Here is a 22877-nt window from a genome sequence, read left to right on the forward strand (position 1 = left end):
AAGCTTTTGTTATTAATAATTACTTTTTTAGTAGGTATTCTATTTGTTGGATTATGTGTTTATGGTGCTGTGTATATAATAATTTCAGCGCTCCAAAATGGAACTTTTTGATAATAAATTTATAGGTAAAAAATATGATTAAAGGTAATATAGAACAAGCAGTAAAAATTATTGAAAAATACGAACATATTGTTATTTTTCACCATATTAGACCAGATGGAGATTGTTTAGGATCTCAATTTGGTTTAAAAGAATTAATTCAAACAAATTATCCTGATAAAACTGTAAAAGCAGTTGGTGATAAAAAAGATAGTTTTCCTTTTTTAGAAATGAATCACGATAATATTAGTACAGAATGATTTAATGATAAAAAAGTTTTAGGAATTGTTGTTGATGCTAACTTCAAAGATCGTATCGAATCAAGACAATTATTAGATGACAATCTTTTTGATGCTGTATTAAGAATTGACCACCATCCAAATGAAGATGATTTAGATGCTAAAGCATTCTTTGTTGATTCTAGTTATATTGCTGCAGCTGAACAGGTAGCTGATATAGCATACACCGCTAAATGAAAAGTAACGCCTAAAGCAGCAGGATATTTATATTTAGGGATTTATACTGACTCTGGTAGATTTTTATTTAAGAACACTTCTGCTAGAACATATCGTTTAGCAGGTTTTCTAGCAGATGCTCAAGCCGATATCTTTTATATCAATCAAAATCTGACAAAAGTTACGCTTAAAGATATGAAATTTCAACAATATGTTTATGCTAACTATCAAACAAAAGATGATGTAATTTATTTTGTATGTTCTAAAGAAATTCAAAAAGAACTTAATAGAACATCGCAAGAATGTGCTAGAGTGAATATGTTAGCTAACATTGAAAACTTTAGAGTTTGATTATTCTTTATTGAAGAAGATGATCAAAAATGAAGAATAGAATTTAGATCTAATGGACCTTCAGTGAGAACAGTAGCTGTTAAATGAGGTGGAGGAGGTCACGAAATGGCTTCTGGAGCTATCATTGAAGGTAAGGAAAATATCGAAAAAGTTGTTAATGATTGTTCGGATCAAATAAAAGAATTTTTAGTTAAATAAAACAAATGATAAGCGTTTTGCTTATCATTTTTATTTACTTAATTTACGTAAAAAATAACGGTAATTTATAATATTTTTTAGTTCTTAATAAAGAAAATTAAAATATCGAAACGTGGAAAAGAAATTTAAATTAGTTTCAAAAAATAAACCTGCCGGTCATCAACCAGAAGCAATTAAAAAACTAGTTGAAGGTGTTAAAAACAAGAAAAAATATCAAACACTATTAGGTGCAACAGGAACAGGAAAAACTTTTACAATCGCCAATGTAATTGAAAAAACACAAAAAAAGACACTAATACTAGCTCATAATAAAACTTTAGCTGCGCAATTATATTTAGAATTTAAAGAACTATTCCCTAATAATGCAGTTGAATATTTCGTTTCATACTTTGATTTTTATCAACCTGAAGCATACATTCCTAGATCAGATATGTATATTGAAAAAAGTTCAGTTACAAATGATGAAATTGAAATGTTGCGGCTCGCCTCGTTGAATTCATTGACAACCAGAAATGATGTAATTGTGGTTGCTTCGGTTGCTTGTATTTATCCTGCTGCTAACCCAGCAGATTTTGATCTTTACCGAATCATTTTAAAAGTAAATAATACGGTAAAAATAGGTGATCTTAAAGAAAATTTAGTTCGTTTAAATTATGTATATAACCCTGATGCAAGATCACCAGGAACATTTAGAGTTAGAGGCGATGTCGTTGAGATATTCCCTGGTTATGTAAATGATCATGTAATTAGATTAAGTTTCTTTGGTGATGAATTAGAAGAAATTGCTAAAATTCATCCTGTAGATTCAACAGTTATTGAGAAATACAATTCCTATGTTCTAGGTCCTGCTAATGAATACATTCTTAATTTTGATAGAAGAGATACTGCAATCAAAAGAATTCAAGACGAATTAATGTTTAGAATTCAAGAATTTAAGAAAGATCAAAAATTAATTGAAGCTCAAAGAATAGAACAAAGAACAGAACATGATATAGACTCAATTAAAGAATTCGGTTTTTGTAATGGAATAGAAAACTATGCATTCCATTTAGAATTAAGAGAAAAAGGTTCAACGCCTTGAACTCTATTTGATTTTTTTGGTGATGATTGATTAATGGTGATCGATGAATCCCATATTTCAGTCCCTCAAGTAAAAGGGATGTATAATACTGATAAATCTAGAAAAACAACATTAGTTGAATATGGATTTAGACTTCCTTCAGCCTTAGAAAATCGACCATTAAATTATGACGAATTTAGTTCTAAAGCTGACCAAGTAATTTTTGTTTCAGCTACACCAAATCAAGAAGAAATAGAATTATCTGATAATGAAATTATTGAACAAATTGTTAGACCTACTGGATTATTAGATCCAACAATTGAAGTTCGTTCAAGACTGGATCAAATTACTGATTTAATGAATGAATTAAGAAACCAAAAAAGCAAAAATGAACGAACATTTATAACTGTTACGACAATTAAGATGGCTGAAGATTTAACGGAATATTTAAAAGAACGTAATTTTAAGTGTGCTTATATTCATAACGAATTAAAAACACTAGAAAGATCATTAATTCTTAACGATCTTAGAAGAGGAAAATACGATTGTGTTATCGGGATTAACTTGTTGCGTGAAGGATTAGATATTCCTGAAGTTTCTTTAGTTTGTATTTTTGATGCAGATAAACCTGGTTATTTTAGAAGTGATAAAGCTTTAATTCAAACAATAGGTAGAGCAGCAAGAAATGAAAACGGTCGTGTTATTATGTATGCCGATGAAATGACTAATGCTATGAAGATAGCAATAGATGAAACTAATAGAAGAAGAGAAATTCAAATAGAATTTAATAAAAAACATAAAATCACACCTAAAACTATTGTTAAACCTATATATGATGATTTAAAAAACAAAGCATCTCACAAACAAATTGAAGAAACAATTCGTAAAACTAAAGCTAAGGGTGATAAATTCATTAAAATGATTGATGAATTGCGAAAAGATATGCTAGAAGCTGCGAAAAATCAGAACTATGAAGAAGCAGCAAGTCTTAGAGACTTAATTATTGAATTAGAAACAAATCAATTAAATAAGAATAATAAATAAATAATATTGTTTTTTGTTAAAATTCCTTATGGAATTATAACTAAAAATGAAACCTCTTATTAGGAAGAAAATATCGGTATTTTTTTCAGTTGTTTCACTATCTTATTTAATGAGTTCTTGTTCATTAAATTTTGTTGTTATTAATACAAGGGGTTCATCATCGGTTCAACCTTTTATCGATGCATTATCGGCATTATATGCTAAGTATGAACCAGTTGAAATATCAGTACAAGCAGGTGGATCTACATCGGGAATAACAAGCGTTCTAGATGATACCGCAAATATAGGGAATGTTTCTAGAAGTCCTAGAGAACAAGTTTTATCTAGTAAAAAGCTTTCTAAAGATTGAAAAGAAAAAGAAATAAAAACTGTAACACTTGCTAAAGACGCAATCGCAATAATATACAAAAAACCTGATAATTTAGATGCAAAAAACTTTTATGTAGATGCTAATAATATATCGAAAATATATGAAGCATTTGCTGGACACAATAATGTATCTTTATCAAACTTTTACTTTGGAAATAATATTAAAGAAGATTTTAGCGTTATACCGTTTGCTAGATCTGGAGCAGCATCTGTTTCAGGGACTGCTGAAGCTTTTTTGCATAATTCAGGTTTGATAAAAGATAATGAACTTGATAAAACTACTTTTGAGACCTTAAAAGGGTTAATAGATTATGGGTCAAATACGATTACTACAGGTGAATCGAATGTTGAAACCTATAATTTTTTTAAGACAAATGCTAGAAAAGTAGGTTCTATGACATATCTATCTTTAGGGTTTATTCTTAATAATATAGATGCAATTCATAAGGATGGATTTGAAGTTCTTAACTATAAAATAAACGATAAAGTTGTTACTCCTACTATAGAATCGGTAAGAGATTCATCGTATAAATGAACTAGACCTTATAACATTGTTTTTTCATTAAAAAATAATAATGAGGAAAAATTAAAATCAATTAAAGAATTTATCAAATTTACCGTGTTTTCTTCAAATTATTCTATAAAAGAAAAGGTAGATGAAGTATATAAAAGTCAAGGTTTAATACATCTATCTGATAATGAAATCAAACAAATGTTTTTGATTGATAAATCTCTTAAAAATAAAACTATAAATGAATTGTTAGATGCTAATGAAGATTTATTTTGAACAAGTGATTATTCTTTTAATCCTATTAGGTTTGGGGTTGAGTTCTAATGACAGATACATTTAAATTTAATCAATTTAAGAATATTAGAAGCAAAACATTTCAAATTATTGCGTTTACAACTGCTTGATTATTTGCTTTTATTTTTGTTGGAATTTTTTCATTTATATTTTATAAATCTATCCCTGGATGACAATCATACGGATCAAGTATTTTTAAACTTGATTTTAATCTAGTTCAAGAAAAAGCCGGTGTTTGAGCTCCGCTAAGCGTTACATTATTTGTTACATTTTTATCGTTATTAATAGCTTCTCCTATCGGCATTAATACAGCCATTTTTATAAAATTTAGGCTAAAGAAAAAATTAACTAAAATATTCAGAATAATTATCAATATTCTTGCTGGTATTCCTTCAGTGGTTTTTGGTCTTTTTGCCGCAAATTCTTTAGGTTTTTTAGTTCAATTTATTTTTAAAACAAAAACATCTTGAAACCTAATAACTGCTATAATAATGCTTACATTTATGATTATTCCTACGATAGTGGCGATGAGCTATAATTCGTTGGAAAGTGTTGATATAAATTTATTATCAGCATCTATAGCATTAGGTACAACTAAAACCAAATCAATTTATAAAATTTTTAAGAAAGAAGCAAAAAACGGTATTTATGTATCGTTGTTAACAGCTTTATCTAGAGCCATTAGTGAATCAATGGCATTAAATTTCATATTAACATCTCAAAATTACAACATAATAAGTAATTCAAATTTTAGTGAATTTATTCAATCAGGTCTTAAAACAATTGGAGCAATAATTTCATATAACTTTTTTGCTGAAAATGGTTCAGAAAATCTTAGGAGTGTTTTATATCTATTTGGTATAGTTTTATTCATTTTTACGATAATAATTAACATTTTTGTTTTATTTATTAATCGAAGTTCAACCAAAAAGAAATACCCATGAGTCATAAAAATTGAAACCTTTTTAGCTAATGTTATTTTATTTATCCCTTATAGAATAAGTAAATCATTTATTTACTTCATAAGCCTAAACAAAAGATGGGATAGTTTTTTTAAATTACATAAGAACAACATTAAAATAAAAATTTATGATGGATGAAAATTAGCTATAGAGTTTTTATGTATAGGTATTTGTATTAGTTTCATTGTTTGAATAATTATTTATACTTTCTATCACGGGTTTATCGCTATATTTAGTCCAGAACAAACCATAACTTCATTCGAAGCTAACTCTACAGGTAGAGCTACAATAAATACCTTAGTAATAATATTTTTTGGAATATTGATTTCATTCCCTGTATCCTTATTTGTAGCTATTTATATTAATGAATATGCAAAAAACAAAAAAGTTAAAAGAATTATTTTATTCTTCATTGATGCTTTAGGTTCCACACCATCAATATTATTTGGTATTTTTGGTTTAACCTTCTTTATTCAAACATTAGGACTAGCAATTGGTGGTAAGAGTTCGAATTCGATTTTCGCTGGAATTCTTACAATATCTCTTGTTATAATACCTTCATTTATTAGAATGTTACAACAAGCACTATCATCCGTTCCTAATTCGATAAGAGAAGCGTCATATGCTTTAGGTATCTCAAGATCACAAACAATATTAAAAATTATTCTTCCGCAAGTAACAGAAGATATATTAAGCAGCATAATTCTTACTATTTCAAGAATACTAGCAGAGACCGCACCTTTATATATAACTGCAGGTTTATCATCATCTAATCACTTCAGTTTAGGTTTATGAGGGCAAACATTAACAGTAAGAATTTATAGTCAACTATTTTCAACAAAAGCTAATGCACAAAATATTATGTTTGAATCCGCCTTTATGTCAATATTGTTAATATTTATATTTATCATTATTAGCAATCTACTCATTCCTTATATCTTTAAAAATAAATATAAACTGATGATCTGAATAGACAATTTAAAATCAAGGAAAAAGAATAAGAAAAGGTTAAATAATGCGTAAGAAAATAGATCTAAAAACTAAAGAATTGTACCTTCAAAAGAAAGTTCAATACAAAGAAAAAATTAAGTCTTTAATTTTAGAGAAAAAAGAAATATTAAAACTAAACGATCGTTCAAAATTAAGCGAAATTACCGCTAATATTAAAAAATATAAAATTTTATATAAAAATAAAGATCCTAATTTAATACACTTTAAAGACGATTATAATTTTGATAATATATTTGAAGTTGATAACTATAATCTTTGATATTCAAATGGTAGCAAACATGCATTAAAAGATATTAATTTAAATATCAAGAAAAACAAAGTGACAGCATTAATCGGACCATCTGGATGTGGTAAATCTAGTTTTATCCGTTCTTTAAATAGAATGCATGATTTAACTGACGGTGTTATCAAAACTGGTAGTATTTTTTTCTTATCTAAAAACATATATTCAAAAACATTACCAGAATTAGAATTAAGATCTAATGTAGGAATGGTTTTTCAAAAACCAACGCCATTTTCTTTATCGATCTATGAAAATATTGCTTACGCATTAAAATCACACGGAATAAAAAATAAAGAAGAAATCGATCAAATTGTTAAAGAATCATTAGAAGGTGCTGCTTTATGAGATGATGTTAAGGATATTTTATCTCAATCAGCACACGGCTTATCGGGCGGTCAACAGCAAAGATTATCGATTGCTAGAGCTATCGCTTTAAAACCAGAAGTTTTATTAATGGATGAACCGACATCAGCGTTAGATCCAATAGCAACTAATAAAATTGAACAGTTGATTCATAAACTTAAAAAAAGCTATTCAATTGTTATCGTAACTCACTCAATGGCTCAAGCGCAAAGAGTTAGCGATGAAACAATCTTTTTTTATGAGGGTAATGTTCTTGAACAAGGAACAACAAAACAAATTTTTACACAGCCTAAAAACGATAAAACAAAAGACTATATTAATGGAAGGATTGGATAAGATTATATGTCAAGAAATTACAAATCTTTGAAGTATTCAGAGCAAGAATTAATTAATAAGTTCTATGAATATATCGATCATGGTATAGCTATCCACGAAAAATTATTAATAGCCTTAAATAAATATCGAAACGGTGAAGATTACAAAGAAGTTGTTAAAGAAATCTTTAAGATGGAAAAGATTTCAAATATCAAGCAAGCTGATTTATTAGATGATTCAACCTGGATTATATCTAAAGAACAACCACAAGCATCACATCTTAGATTTATTATTGCTATAATTTCATCTTCTAACGACATTGAAAGAATATGCGATTATGCTAATAATGTCGCTAAATTCTTAAATAATAATGACAATATATCAAACAAAAAATTAGATATAGTAATTGATTTGCAACAAGATGTAATTAAAAATTATAAAGATGTTATCGAACATTTAAAACAAAACGAGGCAGAAGATACTTATAAGTTTGCTGATATTCGTCAACAAGAATTTGAATCTAAATATAAAAGATACTTAAGAATGTTTAAACAATATGATTTAAATTCAGATGATGAGCTACAATTAAATTTACTAATTGATATGATTCTTATGATTAAATATATTGAAAGAATTAATGATCATTTAGTTAATATTGTTGAATACTTTGTATATATTAAAGAATCATCGTTTTTCTTCGATAAAAAGATATAAAAAGATGATTTAAGGATAATAAAAAAAGCGTTTTAAATAACGCTTTTTTTATTATTGTTTTTTCTTCAATTTAAATAAGAGTATTTTAAATTTTTAACTAGTAATTTGATATCTAATTTAAATTGTTTTTTATTAGCTAGTTTAGGTTGAATTATCTTTCTGTTAAGTTCCTGAATTCCGTAACGAATACCTCAGATAATGTTGATTGATACTAAAGCGATCATAACACCTACAGGGATAACTTGAGGGAAAGGAACTTTTAGTATATTGGCTACTGATTGGTATTCTCCGCCAGGATATCAATCAGTAGGAATGATACCGTTTGAGTTAGCCAACACTTTGCGATCTAATTGTGTACAAGCAATTATATAACTTACATAAATCGCCATAAATAAATATTGGTTTAAGATATCTCTTGGACTTCATTCTGTTGTTCAACATAAAAGCATCAAAGCTACTGATGTTGTCATTACATGGAGCATGAAATAAATTTGATCGTTATCGAACCCTATAAAGATAAATCTATAAACATCTAAACCAGAATATCTATTAGCTAACCTAAATAATTCTCCATATAAAGTAATTAAACCCCCAAATAATGCTATGGGAGCTAGAGATCTAACAATTTTTTTGTTCTTTATAAACATTAAGCATAAGCCAGCAAATATTGAGAAGAACGGACAAATATCTAATAACAATAACCTTGAGTGCCTAATTGAAACAGCAATTGTGCTTCCGTCATCAGACGCGTTTCAGCTAGGAATTATAAACTGTACTTGTCTGGCTATCAGCATGTAAAAGAACATGAAGCCGCCGATTATAAACCAAAATCAACGATTATTTTCAAATCTTTTAAAGAATCTTGAGGTAAATATGATTAATAAAAATCATAGAGTTACCACAATCATTAATATAGATCCTAATTTCATTTTCTTATATATTTATATCAATATAGTTTGAATGATATCTAGTTTAGATAGAACTAAACTCAGCTAATGATTAATATTATAAAGGTTTTTTACAAAATATCTCAAAATTCCAATGGATTAAAAATAATTATTTGATATAATTTAGAAGTTAAGCTTTTGAAAAGATTGCTGATACACTAAAAAGCGTTGTCAAGTATCAGGTAACTTTTTATAAGCGTTGTATTAAATAATATAAGGACAACAAATGGCAGAATTAAAAGAAAAATCTAACGAATCTTCAAGTGAAGAATCAAAAAAACAAAAAGATATTAAAGAGATCAGAATCAAACTAAAATCTTATGATAGTAGATTATTAGATCAATCAGTTAAAAAGATTTTTGAGATTGTAAAAGAAACAGGATCAGAACTTCACGGTCCAATTCCATTACCAACTAAAAAAGAAGTATTTACAATCATTCGTTCTCCGCACGTTGATAAGTCTTCAAGAGAACAATTCGAAAGAAGAACTCACAAACGTTTAATAATTATTAAACAACTAAAGAATGAAACTATTCAAAAACTTAAACGTTTTGTAATTCCTTCTGGAGTTGAATTACGTATCTACTTATAAACAATTTGATAGGAGTTAAATAATATATGAAAGGAATTTTCGGAACAAAAGTTGGAATGACTCAGGTTTTCGAAGAAAACGGACGTCTGATCCCTGTTACTTTAGTTAAAGTTGAACCTAACCAAGTAATTAGCGTTAAAACTAAAGAAAAAGATGGTTATGATGCTATCCAATTAGGTTTTAATGAAACACACGAAAAAAACTTAAACAAACCAGAATTAGGGCAATTTAAAAAAGCTAATTCTAAAAATTACAAAAACTTAGAAGAAATTCGTGGAATGACTGGTCACAATGTTGGCGACTTACTAAAAGTTGAAGAATTATTCCAACAAGGTCAAGTAATCGATGTTCAAGCTAAAACTAAAGGCCGTGGTTTCACTGGTGCTATTAAGCGTTGAAATTTTAAGATCGGTTCTAAAGGTCACGGTGCTGGATATCCTCACAGATTTCAAGGTTCAGTTCAAGCTGGTCGTGGAGGGTCTCAAGCTCAAAGAGTTATGAAAGGTAAAAAGATGTCTGGTCACTATGGTCACGAACTTGTTACAATTCAAAACTTATCAATCGTTGGATTTTTACCAGAAGTTAATACAGTAATGATTTCAGGTGCCATCCCTGGTCCTAACTACGCTAAAGTAAGAATTTCAACTTCAAAGAAAAACCCAAATAAAGTTATTTCTTACAATTTAATAATGAATAAAGTTGCAAGCGAACAAGCTGCAAAATAAATATAAGAATAATTTAAATTTAAGGAAATTTAAAAACTATGTCTAAAATAAAATTATTCGATTTATCTGGTAAACTTCAAGAAGAAATCGACTTAAACCAAAAACTTCTTGTAAATGAAGTTCATAAACAAGCAATTTTTGATGCAATTCTTGCTGAAAATCTATCACAAATTCAAGGGACTCATTCAACTCTTAAAAAAGGTGAAGTTAGCGGTGGTGGTAGAAAACCTTACCAACAAAAACACACTGGTCGTGCTAGACAAGGTTCGATTCGTAACCCTCACTATGTAGGCGGTGGTATTGCGTTTGGTCCTAAACCAAATAGAAATTACAAAATTAAGGTTAATAAAAAAGTAAGTGAATTAGCGTTTAAATCAGCAATTACTTCTAAAGTTAATAACCAAGAATTCTTAGGTTTAGTTGATTCAATTAAACAGGAAAAACCGAGCACAAAAGCAATTGTTAAATTATTAAAAGAACTAAATATTAATAAAAAAGTATTAATTGTTGCTTTTGAAAAGAATGAAAACCTTGAAAAATCAAGCGCTAACTTACCGAATGTTTCATACAAATTATGAAACCAAGTTTCAGTGAGAGACTTAATTGATGCTAATTGTGTATTAGCTCAAAAGAGCGCAATTAAAAACTGAGTTGAAAGGCTGAATTAATCATGCAAATTACAGACGTTCTTATTAAACCTGTACTTACTGAAAAGAGTTATGGCATTATGATGTCAGAACCTAAAAAATACACTTTTCTAGTAAATCCAAAAGCTAACAAAAATTACATTAAACAAGCTTTTAAAGCAATCTATGGAGTAACCCCAACTGCTGTTAATACAAAAATTAAAAAACCAGCAAGAATCCGTACAGGAAGTCAAAATCCAGGTTATTCTCGTTTAGAAAAAATCGCTATCATCACAGTTCCGTATGGAGTTGAGGTGGCAATTACTGGTGAAAAACCAGAAAACAACGAATCAACAAATTCAAAATAATTAAACAGGCGCAAAGCATTTAAGGAAAAAAAATAATAAGCAGTTATGCCAGTAAAAAAGATAATAAATAGATCTAACAGTGGTATTCATCATAAGATCTCGATCGATTACAAAAAGGTTTTAACAAGTCAAAGCCCATTAAAATCTTTAGTAAGTAATAAAAAGAAAAACTCAGGTAGAAACAACCAAGGTAAAATTACTGTAAGACACAAAGGTGGTGGTTCTAAAAGAAAATACAGAATCATTGACTTTAAGAGAAATCTACACGATGACAAAGTTGCTGTAGTTAAATCAATTGAATACGATCCAAATAGAAGTGCATTCATTTCTTTAGTGGCTTATGAAAATGGTTATAGATCATATATCTTAGCTCCTGAAGGAATTAAAGTAGGTGATAAAATCGTTTCATCTTCACAACAAATCGACATTAAGCTTGGTAACTGTATGCCTTTAGAATATATTCCAGAAGGTACAATGGTTCATAACATTGAAATGACTCCTGGTAAAGGTGGTCAAATAGCTAGAAGTGCTGGTGCTTATGCTCAAATCTTAGGTAAAGATGATACAGGTAAATATATTAACCTTAAATTAGGTTCTAAAGAAGTTAGAAAATTCCTTAAGAACTGTAGAGCAGTGGTTGGTATCGCATCAAATGTTGATCACAACTTAGTGCTTTTAGGAAAAGCGGGTACATCTAGACATAAAGGTATTCGCCCTACTGTTCGTGGTTCTGCTATGAACCCTAACGATCACCCACACGGTGGGGGTGAAGGTCGTAGTCCAGTTGGTCGCGACGCTCCAAGAACACCTTGAGGTAAAAGACACATGGGTGTTAAAACAAGAAATAATAAGAAATCGTCTACTAACTTAATAATTCGTAGACGTAACTCAAAATAGGAAAATGAAAGGTCATTAATTAATGTCAAGAAGTTCTAAGAAAGGTGCATTCATTGAACCTAGTTTATTAAAGAAAGTTCAAGATTTGAATGCTCAAAAACAAAAGAAAATAATCAAGACTTGATCTAGAAGAAGTACTATTTTTCCGGATTTTGTTGGTCACACTTTTGCTGTTCATAATGGTAAAAAATTCATTAATGTTTATGTAACTGAAGATATGATCGGTCATAAGTTAGGTGAATTTTCTCCTACAAGAACATTTAAAGGACACAGCTCTAATAGATAGGAGATAGAATATGATTGCAATTGCAAGACAAAACAGAGTAAGAATATCACCTCAAAAAGCTAGATTAGTTTGTCAATTGATTAAAAATAAATCAATTATTGAAGCTCAAAATATCCTAGTTAATACTGATAAAAAAGGTGCTCGTATTATCTTAAAATTACTTAATTCAGTAATCGCTAATGCCACTAACAACCATGCTATGTTAGCTGATAAACTATATGTTTATGAAATAGTAGCAAATCAAGGTCCAACTCTTAAGAGAAACTTACCGAGAGCTAAAGGTTCGGCTGATATGATTAGAAAACGATCAACAAACTTTGTAATCAAATTATCAGACGACATTAACGAAAGAAAATTAGAAGTAGAAGCAATTAAAAATAGACTTAAAAAACGTGTTGCTGGTCAAATTAAGAGAAAGCAATCACTAAGTGGAGATAAAAAATAAATATGGGTCAAAAAGTTAACTCGAACGGTTTAAGATTTGGAATTAATAAAAACTGACAATCTCGCTGAATAGCTAGAACTAATGAACAAACAGGTGACTGAATTGTTCAAGATGAAAAAATCAGAAACTATTTATTAAAAAAATTCCACAGCGCTTTCATTTCTAATATCGAAATCGAAAGAACTCAAGCTAATATCCGTGTGTTCATCTATGCTTCTCAACCTGGTATCGTTTTAGGGAAAGAAGCTGCTAACATCAAAACTATCGTATTAGCAATTAATAAAATTGTTGGTAGAAATGTTAAAGTTGATGTTGATGTTCTTGAAGTTGGTAATCCTTCTTTAAGTGCTAAGATTGTAGCACGTGAATTAGCTGATGCAATTCAAAACAGAACACCATTAAGAACTGCAATGCGTCAAGCGCTTAAAAGAGTTCTTAAAGCTGGAGCAAAAGGTATCAAAGTATTAGTATCTGGTCGTTTAAACGGAGTAGAAATTGCTCGTGACAAAATGTATATCGAAGGTAATGTTACACTTTCTACTTTAAGAGCTGATATTGACTATGCGCTAGAAGAAGCTCAAATGTCTTATGGTGTTATCGGTGTTAAAGTTTGAATTAATCGTGGTGAAATCTTTGGTAAAGATTTCTATAAAAAACAAATTCACATCATTAAACCAAAAGGTAGTGAATACAATCACGGAAGAAGAAACTTCAACAAGTCTAAAGACCAAAGAAATAGACAACCAAAAACACAACAAAATCAACCTGCTAAGGAGTAAAGTAACATGTTACAACCTAAAAGAACTAAATATAGAAAGCCTCATAATGTAAGTTATGAGGGAAAAGCTAAAGGTAATTCTTATGTTGCTTTTGGTGAATACGGCATTATGGCTACTAGCGGTGCTTGAATTGATTCACGACAAATTGAAAGTGCGCGTATTGCGATTTCAAAACACCTTGGTAAAACTGGAAAAATGTGAATTAGAATTTTTCCACATATGTCAAAAACTAAAAAACCACTAGAAGTGAGAATGGGTTCAGGTAAAGGTAACCCTGAATTCTGAGTGGCTGTTGTAAAAAAAGGAACTGTTATGTTTGAAGTTGCTAACATTCCAGAAGCGCAAATGAAAGAAGCTTTAACAAGAGCTGGTCACAAGCTTGGTGTTACATGAAAAATTGTTCCTAGAGAAGGTGCTAAGAATGAATAAAGAATTAAGAGCAAAGACCACTGAAGAACTAACTCAATTAGTTACTCAATTAAAAGGTCGTTTATTAGAATATCGTTTTAAATTAGCTCAAGGTGAATTAGACAAAACTCACATTATTAAAGAAACTAGATTAACTTTAGCAAGAGTGCTAACTATTCTAACTGAAAGAAACGTTAAAATTAATGTCAATCAAATGGTTTCAAGTTTTGCAAAAGAACAAGCTAAGCAAAAAGAAATCCAAGAAGCAGTTAAAAAAGTTAAAGAACTTAAAGCAGCAAGAGATAAGAAGAATAAAGAAAAGCGTTTAGCTAATGCTGAAAAAGTTAAAGCAGCACCAAAACCAGAACCTAAAGCTAAAAAAGTTAAAACAACACCTAAAAAATCAGAAACAGTTAAAAGTTCTAATAAAAAAATTGTTAAAGCTAAAACAAGTAAAAAAGGATAATTTAAATGCGTAATTCAAGAAAAGTTTTAATGGGTGTTGTTGTCAGTGATAAAATGCAAAAAACTGTTACAGTTAAGGTTGAATCAAAAAACCGACACCCTTTTTATCACAAGCTGGTAATTTCTCATAAGAAATATCACGTTCATAACGAAGAAGGTGAAAATGCAGCTGGAGTTGGAGATAAAGTTTTAATTATGGAAACGCGTCCTTTATCAGCAACTAAACGTTGAAGAATTTCTAAAATTCTAGAACGCGCTAAATAATATTATTAACAGGAGAATTTGAACTAATGATTCAGTTTATGACGAGAATGAACGTGGCTGATAACACCGGCGCACGTGAAGTTGGAGTAATTAAAGTATTAAACGGTTCTAAAAGAAGATATGCTTCTGTTGGTGATATCGTTGTTGTATCAGTAAAAGACGCGATTCCATCTGGCACAGTAAAAAAAGGACAAGTTTTATTTGCTGTTGTTGTTAGAACTAAAAAAGGTGCTCAAAGAAGAGACGGAACTCATCTTTCATTTGATGATAATGCTTGTGTCATCATTAAAAACCGTGAAGATTTTACTCCGAGAGGAACACGTATCTTTGGACCGGTAGCTCGTGAGTTACGGGAAAAAGGATTCAACCGTATCGTTTCTTTAGCGAGTGAAGTGTTATAGGAGTTAAAGATGCAACGTATTAAAAAAGGTGATAAAGTTGTTGTAATTTCTGGTAAACATAAACAAAAAACAGGTATTGTGTTACAAGTTTTTACTAAAGAACAACGAGCTATAGTTGAAGGCGTGAATATGATTAAACGTCACACAAAAGAAAACGCCCAAAATCAAAAAGGTGGTGTGATTGAAAAAGAAGCTCCAATCCATTTATCTAATTTAGCTTTATTAGATCTTAAAGCTAAAGAGGTAAAACCTACCAAAGTTAAATATGGAACTGATCCAAAAACTAACCAAAAAGTGCGTTTATCTCGCAAAACAAATAATCTTGTAGGTGGTCAATAATGAATTTAAAAACTAAATATAAGAAAGAAATCGTTCCATTATTACAAAAAGAATTTGGACTTTCATCAGTAATGCAAGTTCCAAAGATTGAAAAGATTGTAATTAACATGGGTGTTGGTGATGCTACTAAGGATGCTAAATTATTAGAATTAGCTCAATCTGAATTACAAGCAATCAGCGGACAAAAACCAATAGTTACTAAGGCTCATTCTTCTAACGCTTCATTCAAAATTAGACAAGGTCAAGCGATCGGTTGTAAAGTTACACTAAGAGGTGAAAGAATGTGAAACTTCTTAGAAAAATTAATCAACATCGCTCTTCCTCGTGTAAGGGACTTCAGAGGTTTATCGAATAAAGCTTTTGATAGTCAAGGTAATTACACTTTAGGAATTAAAGAACAAATTATCTTTCCAGAAATTATCTATGATAATGTTAAAAAAATTCGTGGATTCGATGTAACCTTGGTAATTTCAACTAATGATAGTAAACAAAACTACAGATTATTATTAGAATTAGGAATGCCTTTAATTAAGAATAAGGAACAAGCAAATGGCTAAAACATCACTAAAAGTTAAACAATCACGTCCTGCTAAATTTAAAGTAAGAGCATACAGTAGATGCAAACGCTGCGGCCGTCCTCACGCTGTTTATAGAAAATTTGGTATTTGTCGTTTATGCTTTAGACACCTTGCTTACAATGGAAGCTTACCAGGTGTAAAAAAAGCATCATGATAGGAACAGGGGTTAAGTAAAAATATGCATTTTGATCCAGTAGCAGATATCATAACTAAAATAAACAATGCTAACCGCGCTAAGATTGTTGAGTTACAAACTGAAGCTTCAAAACTGAAAGTTGCAATCTTAAACATCTTGCTTAACGAAGGTTACATTCGTGGTTATGAAATCTATGATAACAAAGAAAAAACAAAGTCAATTTTAAAAATCAAATTAAAATTTGACGAACACAGAGTTAGCTCATTAAACGGTATTAAACAAATTTCTAAACCTGGTTTAAGAATTTATGTATCAGCTGACAAACTACCTAGAGTATTAAATGGTTTAGGTATTGCTATCGTTTCTACTAACGAAGGTTTAATGACTGACAAAACAGCAAGAATGAAAAAAATTGGTGGAGAAGTTCTTGCTTACGTTTGATAGAAAGGGTTAATATAAATTATGTCAAGAATTGGTAACAGAATAATTACAGTTCCAGCTAATGTTAATATTAACCAAACTAAAGAACTATTAACATTTAAAGGTCCATTAGGTCAATTAGATCTTAAGTTAGCACAAAATAGTGGTATTAATATTGAAATTAAAGACGGTAACATTAAATTAACTCGTGCTAACGAAATTAAACAAACTAAGATGTTACACGGTACATACAACGCATTAATTACTAATGCTATAACCGGTGTAACAGTTGGTTTCAAAAAAGAATTGCGTTTAATCGGTGTAGGTTATAAGGCAACTTTAAAAGGTAATGTATTAAATTTACAATTAGGTTACTCTCACCCAATTGATATCGAAATTCCTAAAGATTTAAAAGTCGATGTTCAAAAAAACACTGAAATTACTATCTCTGGAGTTGATAAAGAAAAAGTAGGTGAATTTGCGATCCAAGTTCGTAAATGAAGAGAACCAGAACCTTATAAAGGTAAAGGTGTTCTATACCTTGACGAACAAATTATTCGTAAAGCTGGTAAAACCGCAGAAGGGAAAAAATAATAACTTATGAAACAAGTTAATATGAACCGAAGCCAAAGACGTCAAATGCGTCATAAACGAGTGATTAAAAAGGTTCGCGAAATTGATAACGATCGTCCGGTTATGATCGTTGTGAAATCTAATGCTCACATTTCAGCTCAAGTATGAGATTTCACTACAAACAAAATTATTGCTTCAAGTTCTTCTGTTAGCTTAGACTTAGCGAACGGAAATAAAGAAAATGCAGCTATTGTTGGTACTGACATTGCGAATAAACTTCTCAAGCTAAAAATTGAAAAGATTGCTTTCGACCACGGTGGTTCTAAATACCACGGAAGAATCGCTTCACTTGCTGACGCTGCAAGAAAAGCTGGTTTAAAATTCTAGGATAATTAAAATTATGGAAGATATTAAACAAACTAAAAAACCAAATAAAAACAATAGCGGTGAAGCTAAAAAACCTAATGCTAACCAACAAGCTAACAAAGCTAATAGCAATAGATCTAACAACCAAGGCAACAAGAAAGCTTCTTCAAGACACTCTGACGAAAGAAATAAGAGAAAAAACGAAAAGAGAACTAAGAGCGAATACGAAGAAAAAATCGTAAAAATCTCTAGAATTTCTAAAACTACTAAGGGTGGTAGAACAATGCGTTTCAGCGCTTTAGCTTTAGTTGCTGACCGTAAGGGTAGTATCGGTTTTGCAACAGCTAAAGCATTAGAAGTTCCAAATGCTATTAAAAAAGCGTTAAAACTAGCTCAAAACAATCTTCAAAAAGTTCCAATCAACAAACACGGAACTCTATTCCATGAAGTAATTGGTAAAGCAGGTGCTTCTAAAGTTTTAATTAAACCTGCGCCTCCAGGTACTGGAATTATTGCTGGTGGTGCTATCCGTGCTGTATTAGAACTTGCTGGATATACTGATGTTTATACTAAAAACTTAGGTAAAAACACACCAATCAACATGGTGAGAGCGACAATTGCTGGTATTAAATCTCAATTTACACCTAAACAAATCGCTAAATTAAGAAACAAATCAATTAAAGAATTATAATAAGGAGTTAAATTAATGAAATTACATGAGTTAAAAAGTACTCCCAAATCAAGAAATCATAAAGCGAAAGTTGTTGGGCGTGGTCACGGTTCTGGTTTAGGTAAAACTTCTGGTCGTGGTCAAAAAGGTCAAAAGGCTCGTAAATCAGGTCACACTCGTCCAGGATTTGAAGGAGGTCAAACTCCTTTATATAGACGTTTACCTAAATTCGGGTTTAAAACAGTTGGATTCAGAAAGCAAACTTTAGCAATTTCTCTTGATGTGTTAGCTAAACTTGAAGAAACAACTATCAACCGTGAAGTATTAGTTAAACACGGTATCATTAGTTCTAAAACTAATGAACCTGTTAAGGTAATCGGTAACAAAATTTCGAAAAAAATTGATTTAAAAATCAATAAAATTTCTGAAGGTGCTAAAAAAGCAATTCAAGCTGCTGGCGGTAGTTTTGAACTAATCTAGGCTATTAAAAGATGGTAAAAAGTAACTCAAAAAATCTTTTAGGTCAAAAAATCATTAAATTGTGCAAAAACAGAGATTTTGTAATCTCTGTTTTTGTCACATTATTCTTGATTTTGTTATTTAGAGTTATCAGTGTAATTCCGCTTCCTGGAATTACAATTTCGCAGGATAAAAATAACAACAATTCAGGTGTTAGTGACTTCTTTGATCTATTCAACTTATTAGGTGGAGGTGGTTTAAGTCAATTGTCATTATTTGCAGTAGGAATATCTCCATATATTTCAGCCCAAATAATTATGCAGTTGTTATCGACTGATTTAATTCCGCCACTTAGTAAATTAGCGAAATCAGGTGAATTAGGAAGACGAAGAATTGAATTAATTACTCGTTTTGTAACTTTACCTTTTGCTGTGGTTCAAGCTTTTGCGATTATCGCATTAATTAAAAATCAACAGAACGGTCAAATTAAATTCGATAATGATGATATAGCTCACCAAGCATTTTATATTATCACGATGACTGCTGGTACTTACATCTCAATCTTTATTGGAGATATTATTTCTAAAAAAGGTGTAGGTAATGGGATTACATTATTAATTCTTTCAGGTATTCTTGCTAGATTACCAGACGGATTCATCGTAATGTACCGCGTATTAGGTGGTGTAATTATTACAACTACTCCGATGTTAACAGCAGCTATCAATTTCAGTTTATATTTTATTGCCTTCTTAGTATTGTTATTAGCAGTAACATTTGTAAATTCATCAACCAGAAAAATTCCGATTCAACAAACGGGAGAAGGTATGATTTTAGGGACTGAAAAATTACCGTTCTTACCAATTAAACTAAATGCTGCTGGGGTTATTCCTGTAATTTTTGCATCATCAATTATGTCGATTCCGATTACGATTGCTGAGTTCCAACCACAATCTGAAGGTCGATGATTTGTAGAAGACTATTTATCACTAAGAACTCCAGTTGGAATTAGTTTATATGTGTTCTTAATTATTATATTTACATTCTTCTATAGCTATATTCAAATCAACCCAGAACAAATAGCGCAAAACTTTAACAAGTCACATAAGTTCATTCCTGGGGTTAGACCTGGTCTTGATACTGAAAAACACATCACTAAAGTTTTAATGAGAATCAATTTTATTGGTGCGCCATTTTTAGCAGTTGTTGCAGTAATTCCTTATATAATTTCATTAGTGCTACATGTTCCTACAACATTGTCGCTTGGTGGTACTGGAATTATTATTATGGTTTCTGCTAGCATGGAACTTTATCGTTCATTACGTTCAGCTGCTACAACGACTTCGTATCAAAGATTGCGTAAAGATATTGCTAATAAAATTGAAAATGAATTATCATTAAACGATTACGCAAACAAACCCAACTTACATCATGATCAATATGGATTAAATGATCAAACTAAACAAGCTGAAGTTAAGAAAGATTCTAATGATCCATTAGAGGTTAGCCAACTATGATAAGACTATTATTTCTAGGTGCCCCTGGCACTGGTAAAGGAACCATCTCATCTTACTTAAAAGAAAATCACAATTTCTTTCACATATCAAGCGGCGATTTATTTCGCCTTTATGCTAAAGATGAAAGCAGTGAATTAGGTAAGGAAATTAAAAACTGTATTAACAACGGAATTTATGTTCCAGATGATCTAACTAACAAAACTGTTAAAGATTTTTACAATAAAAATAAGGATCAAGAGAAAATTATTTTTGATGGTTATCCAAGAACATTAAATCAATGTGATTATTTAAATGATGTAGTTCAAATCACGCATGCAATATTACTTGAACCAACTGATTGAGAATACATTATTAATCGATTAAGTTCGCGCAGATCTTGTCCTGAATGTAAGAGAATTTACAACATTAGTTCAGAAGAGTTTAAACCAAAAGTCGATAACCAATGCGATGTTTGTAAAATTGAATTATTGCATCGAAAAGATGATGATGCTTCTGTTGTTAAAAAACGAATCGAAGTTTATAACGAACAAACTAAACCGGTTATTGAGTACTATAAAAACAAGAATTTATTGTACACAATTGATGCTAATGCCGATTTAAAAGAATTGTACGAACTTGTTTTAAATATTGTTAATAAAAAATAGTTAAATGATTTACCTAAAGAACCAGATTGAAATCGAAAATATTAAAAAAACCGCTGATATTTATAAACAAATTGTTAAGAAGTTCGATTATGAAGAACTAAAAAATAAATCTTTAAAAGAAATCGATTTAATGTTAAAAGATTTTGTGGTTAGCAAAAACGCAAACAATTGCTATCATGGTTATTTAGGTTTTAAGGGTTATCATTGCCTATCCTTAAATGAAACAATTATTCATGGGGTAGCTAATGATCAGATTTTTACTAGCAAAGATAAACTTACAATTGATATCGGGATTGAATTAAATAATTATTATTGCGATTCAGCTTTTACAGTGCTAGGTCCTGATGTAAATCCAAGACAAAAATTACTTTCTGAAGTTACATATAATTGTATTTTAGAAGTAGTTAAAAAAATTATTCCCAACCAAACTACTACAGGTGATTTAGGTTATTGAACTGAACAATATGCCAAAAAACACGGATATAGCGTTATTCGTGATTTCGGAGGTCATGGTTGTGGGATTAAGATTCATGAAGATCCAATGATTTTAAATTATGGATCTTTAAACAAAGGTACAAAACTTTCGCCTGGAATGGTGATATGTATTGAACCGATGTTTTTTGAAAGGGATAACAAGTATTATATTGATCCAATTGATCAATGATCAGTTAAACCTGTCAAAAAAAATCAGTTCGTTTGTCATTGAGAACATATGGTTTTAATTACTGAAGATAAAGCAGAAATTATTACTCTTTAATGTTCCTTCTTATAAACTAAAAAAAATAAATTTATTTATTTTCTAAGATTATTTTTTAAATATTTACATTAAATTATTTTAATAATTTTTCATTAAATATCATTTTGAAAAAAATATTTTCATAGAATTAAGTCATAGTACCTAAATACAGGAGATGCATAATATATGAAAAAAATTGGTGTAATCGGATGTGGATTTGTTGGATCTACATATATTTCTGATTTATTAGAACAAGGCGTTCAAGCTGAATACATTCTTGTTGATAAAAATGAAAAATTAGCTGAAGGGCATGTTCGAGACTTACGTGATGCTAAAGCATTAAAAAGTCAAAATGGAAGCACTTTCAAAGTTGGTACATACGAAGATTTAAAAGATGCGGATGTAGTAGCTATTACAGCATCAATTCCAACTGTTCCAAATGAGAAAGGTGAAGTATTTACTGACCGTTTACAATTAATGACTTCAAACGTTAAAATTCTTAACGATATCGGTATGGAACTTAAAAAAGTTAATTTCAAAGGATTAAGTATTATTCCTACTAACCCTTGTGATGTTATGACTGGTGTCTATCAAAAAATTACTGGTTTCGATCCACATAAAGTTATTTCAACTGGTTGTTTATTAGAAACAATGAGAACAAGAAAAATGCTTTCTGAAGCTTTAGGTGTTAATACTGATTCAGTTGAAGGTTATGTAGTAGGTGAACATGGTTCTGGTGCTATTGTTCCTTGATCAGTTATGCGAGTTGGTAATGTTCCTGTAAGTCAATTAATAGCTGAAGGAAAACTTACTGAAGAATACGTTAAAGAGATCTTCCCTAGAGTAGTTAAAGAAGCTTTCGAAATTATTAAGTACAAAAAAGCTACTTACTACGGCATTGCTCAATCAATGTCATTAATTACAAGAGCTTACATCTATGATATGAATACAATTTTAGGTGTTGGTGTTCAATTGGATAATGAATATGTAGCTCCTGGTATTTACTTCACAGTTCCAGCTATTATTGGAGCTCATGGATGAAAACTTCATTCTAAAGTTAAATTATCTAAAGAAGAACAAGAAGCGTTTGATAAGAGTGCATTGAATATTGAAAAAGTTACTAAAGACGCTCTTGAAATTATTGGTAAATAATAACAAAGCCTTTCAGTTAGTTAATTTTTAACCAAATTAACAGTTAATTTCGACAAAA

29 protein-coding genes and 2 pseudogenes are annotated in these 22877 nt (G+C 30.1%); 30 read left to right on the top strand and 1 reads right to left on the bottom strand.

The window, feature by feature from the left end:
* Positions 1–134 precede the first annotated feature (134 nt).
* From NMG77_RS00190 to NMG77_RS00215, 6 genes are all read left to right on the top strand, one after another.
* A complete protein-coding gene (locus NMG77_RS00190) occupies positions 135–1103 on the top strand; it encodes a DHH family phosphoesterase (RefSeq protein ID WP_255045860.1) in 969 nt (322 codons plus the stop codon).
* 112 nt (positions 1104–1215) lie between these two features.
* On the top strand, positions 1216–3207 hold the full coding sequence (gene uvrB / locus NMG77_RS00195; protein ID WP_255034703.1) for an excinuclease ABC subunit UvrB: 1992 nt from the start codon (positions 1216–1218) through the stop codon (positions 3205–3207).
* Positions 3208–3316: 109 nt separating this feature from the next.
* The gene (locus NMG77_RS00200; protein ID WP_255045861.1) at positions 3317–4411 is read left to right on the top strand and encodes a substrate-binding domain-containing protein; all 1095 of its coding nucleotides are present in this window, start codon (positions 3317–3319) and stop codon (positions 4409–4411) included.
* Positions 4411–6366: a phosphate ABC transporter permease PstA gene (pstA, locus tag NMG77_RS00205; RefSeq protein WP_255045862.1), complete on the top strand. Its 1956-nt coding sequence runs from the start codon at positions 4411–4413 to the stop codon at positions 6364–6366. The genes NMG77_RS00200 and pstA overlap by 1 nt, the downstream gene beginning before the upstream one ends.
* A complete protein-coding gene (gene pstB / locus NMG77_RS00210; RefSeq protein ID WP_255045863.1) occupies positions 6359–7336 on the top strand; it encodes a phosphate ABC transporter ATP-binding protein PstB in 978 nt (325 codons plus the stop codon). Before pstA ends, pstB begins: the two co-directional genes overlap by 8 nt.
* Positions 7337–7342: 6 nt before the next feature.
* On the top strand, positions 7343–8029 hold the full coding sequence (locus NMG77_RS00215; RefSeq protein ID WP_255034707.1) for a PhoU domain-containing protein: 687 nt from the start codon (positions 7343–7345) through the stop codon (positions 8027–8029).
* Positions 8030–8061: 32 nt separating this feature from the next.
* Here the strand turns inward: NMG77_RS00215 and NMG77_RS00220 are convergent, their stop codons facing one another.
* Entirely contained in the window at positions 8062–8958 is an 897-nt protein-coding gene (locus tag NMG77_RS00220; RefSeq protein ID WP_255034708.1) for a DUF5378 family protein, read from the bottom strand.
* Positions 8959–9202: 244 nt separating this feature from the next.
* On the opposite strand from NMG77_RS00220, the gene rpsJ reads away from it, so the two are divergent.
* The 24 genes and pseudogenes from rpsJ (at position 9203) to NMG77_RS00340 (ending at position 22819) form a co-directional block, all read left to right on the top strand.
* The gene (gene rpsJ / locus NMG77_RS00225; RefSeq protein WP_255034709.1) at positions 9203–9568 is read left to right on the top strand and encodes a 30S ribosomal protein S10; all 366 of its coding nucleotides are present in this window, start codon (positions 9203–9205) and stop codon (positions 9566–9568) included.
* A gap of 26 nt (positions 9569–9594) precedes the next feature.
* Positions 9595–10293 (top strand): 50S ribosomal protein L3, encoded by a 699-nt coding sequence (gene rplC / locus NMG77_RS00230; RefSeq protein WP_255034710.1) that lies wholly within the window; start codon positions 9595–9597, stop codon positions 10291–10293.
* Positions 10294–10331: 38 nt separating this feature from the next.
* Positions 10332–10961 carry a 50S ribosomal protein L4 gene (gene rplD, locus NMG77_RS00235; protein ID WP_255034711.1) on the top strand — a complete coding sequence of 210 codons (630 nt, stop codon included), beginning with the start codon at positions 10332–10334 and terminating at the stop codon, positions 10959–10961.
* Between the two features lie 2 nt (positions 10962–10963).
* Positions 10964–11287: a 50S ribosomal protein L23 gene (locus NMG77_RS00240; RefSeq protein WP_255034712.1), complete on the top strand. Its 324-nt coding sequence runs from the start codon at positions 10964–10966 to the stop codon at positions 11285–11287.
* Between the two features lie 45 nt (positions 11288–11332).
* Positions 11333–12184 carry a 50S ribosomal protein L2 gene (gene rplB / locus NMG77_RS00245; protein WP_255034713.1) on the top strand — a complete coding sequence of 284 codons (852 nt, stop codon included), beginning with the start codon at positions 11333–11335 and terminating at the stop codon, positions 12182–12184.
* Positions 12185–12206: 22 nt separating this feature from the next.
* Entirely contained in the window at positions 12207–12470 is a 264-nt protein-coding gene (rpsS, locus tag NMG77_RS00250; protein WP_255034714.1) for a 30S ribosomal protein S19, read from the top strand.
* A 10-nt stretch (positions 12471–12480) separates the two neighbouring features.
* Positions 12481–12810 (top strand): annotated as a pseudogene (gene rplV, locus NMG77_RS00255) (50S ribosomal protein L22); the annotation flags it as partial.
* 107 nt (positions 12811–12917) lie between these two features.
* Positions 12918–13595: pseudogene (gene rpsC, locus NMG77_RS00260) on the top strand (30S ribosomal protein S3); the annotation flags it as partial.
* A gap of 105 nt (positions 13596–13700) precedes the next feature.
* On the top strand, positions 13701–14123 hold the full coding sequence (rplP, locus tag NMG77_RS00265) for a 50S ribosomal protein L16 (protein ID WP_255034717.1): 423 nt from the start codon (positions 13701–13703) through the stop codon (positions 14121–14123).
* The gene (gene rpmC, locus NMG77_RS00270) at positions 14116–14568 is read left to right on the top strand and encodes a 50S ribosomal protein L29 (RefSeq protein WP_255034718.1); all 453 of its coding nucleotides are present in this window, start codon (positions 14116–14118) and stop codon (positions 14566–14568) included. The genes rplP and rpmC overlap by 8 nt, the downstream gene beginning before the upstream one ends.
* 5 nt (positions 14569–14573) lie before the next feature.
* Positions 14574–14831, top strand: coding sequence for a 30S ribosomal protein S17 (gene rpsQ, locus NMG77_RS00275; protein WP_255034719.1), 258 nt, complete (start codon positions 14574–14576; stop codon positions 14829–14831).
* 26 nt (positions 14832–14857) lie between these two features.
* Positions 14858–15232, top strand: a complete 375-nt coding sequence (rplN, locus tag NMG77_RS00280) for a 50S ribosomal protein L14 (RefSeq protein ID WP_255034720.1) — start codon at positions 14858–14860, stop codon at positions 15230–15232.
* 9 nt (positions 15233–15241) lie between these two features.
* Positions 15242–15571 carry a 50S ribosomal protein L24 gene (rplX, locus tag NMG77_RS00285; protein WP_255034721.1) on the top strand — a complete coding sequence of 110 codons (330 nt, stop codon included), beginning with the start codon at positions 15242–15244 and terminating at the stop codon, positions 15569–15571.
* Positions 15571–16128, top strand: a complete 558-nt coding sequence (gene rplE / locus NMG77_RS00290) for a 50S ribosomal protein L5 (protein WP_255034723.1) — start codon at positions 15571–15573, stop codon at positions 16126–16128. The genes rplX and rplE overlap by 1 nt, the downstream gene beginning before the upstream one ends.
* Positions 16121–16306 carry a type Z 30S ribosomal protein S14 gene (locus NMG77_RS00295; RefSeq protein ID WP_255034724.1) on the top strand — a complete coding sequence of 62 codons (186 nt, stop codon included), beginning with the start codon at positions 16121–16123 and terminating at the stop codon, positions 16304–16306. Before rplE ends, NMG77_RS00295 begins: the two co-directional genes overlap by 8 nt.
* Before the next feature lie 21 nt (positions 16307–16327).
* Positions 16328–16729: a 30S ribosomal protein S8 gene (rpsH, locus tag NMG77_RS00300; protein ID WP_255034725.1), complete on the top strand. Its 402-nt coding sequence runs from the start codon at positions 16328–16330 to the stop codon at positions 16727–16729.
* An 18-nt stretch (positions 16730–16747) separates the two neighbouring features.
* Positions 16748–17299 (top strand): 50S ribosomal protein L6, encoded by a 552-nt coding sequence (gene rplF / locus NMG77_RS00305; protein WP_255034726.1) that lies wholly within the window; start codon positions 16748–16750, stop codon positions 17297–17299.
* 6 nt (positions 17300–17305) lie between these two features.
* A complete protein-coding gene (gene rplR / locus NMG77_RS00310) occupies positions 17306–17665 on the top strand; it encodes a 50S ribosomal protein L18 (protein ID WP_255034727.1) in 360 nt (119 codons plus the stop codon).
* Positions 17666–17678: 13 nt separating this feature from the next.
* Complete coding sequence (rpsE, locus tag NMG77_RS00315; RefSeq protein WP_255034728.1) at positions 17679–18335, top strand: 30S ribosomal protein S5; 657 nt, start codon at positions 17679–17681, stop codon at positions 18333–18335.
* A gap of 15 nt (positions 18336–18350) precedes the next feature.
* Positions 18351–18794: a 50S ribosomal protein L15 gene (gene rplO / locus NMG77_RS00320; protein WP_255034729.1), complete on the top strand. Its 444-nt coding sequence runs from the start codon at positions 18351–18353 to the stop codon at positions 18792–18794.
* A gap of 11 nt (positions 18795–18805) precedes the next feature.
* Positions 18806–20290 carry a preprotein translocase subunit SecY gene (gene secY, locus NMG77_RS00325; RefSeq protein WP_255034730.1) on the top strand — a complete coding sequence of 495 codons (1485 nt, stop codon included), beginning with the start codon at positions 18806–18808 and terminating at the stop codon, positions 20288–20290.
* Positions 20284–20931 (top strand): nucleoside monophosphate kinase, encoded by a 648-nt coding sequence (locus tag NMG77_RS00330; protein WP_255034731.1) that lies wholly within the window; start codon positions 20284–20286, stop codon positions 20929–20931. Before secY ends, NMG77_RS00330 begins: the two co-directional genes overlap by 7 nt.
* A gap of 4 nt (positions 20932–20935) precedes the next feature.
* On the top strand, positions 20936–21688 hold the full coding sequence (gene map, locus NMG77_RS00335; RefSeq protein ID WP_255034733.1) for a type I methionyl aminopeptidase: 753 nt from the start codon (positions 20936–20938) through the stop codon (positions 21686–21688).
* Between the two features lie 165 nt (positions 21689–21853).
* Positions 21854–22819: an L-lactate dehydrogenase gene (locus NMG77_RS00340; RefSeq protein ID WP_255034734.1), complete on the top strand. Its 966-nt coding sequence runs from the start codon at positions 21854–21856 to the stop codon at positions 22817–22819.
* Positions 22820–22877 lie beyond the last annotated feature (58 nt).

The organism is Mycoplasma bradburyae (genome assembly GCF_024339025.1).
Classification (GTDB): Bacteria; Bacillota_I; Bacilli_A; order Mycoplasmatales; family Mycoplasmoidaceae; genus Mycoplasmoides; species Mycoplasmoides bradburyae.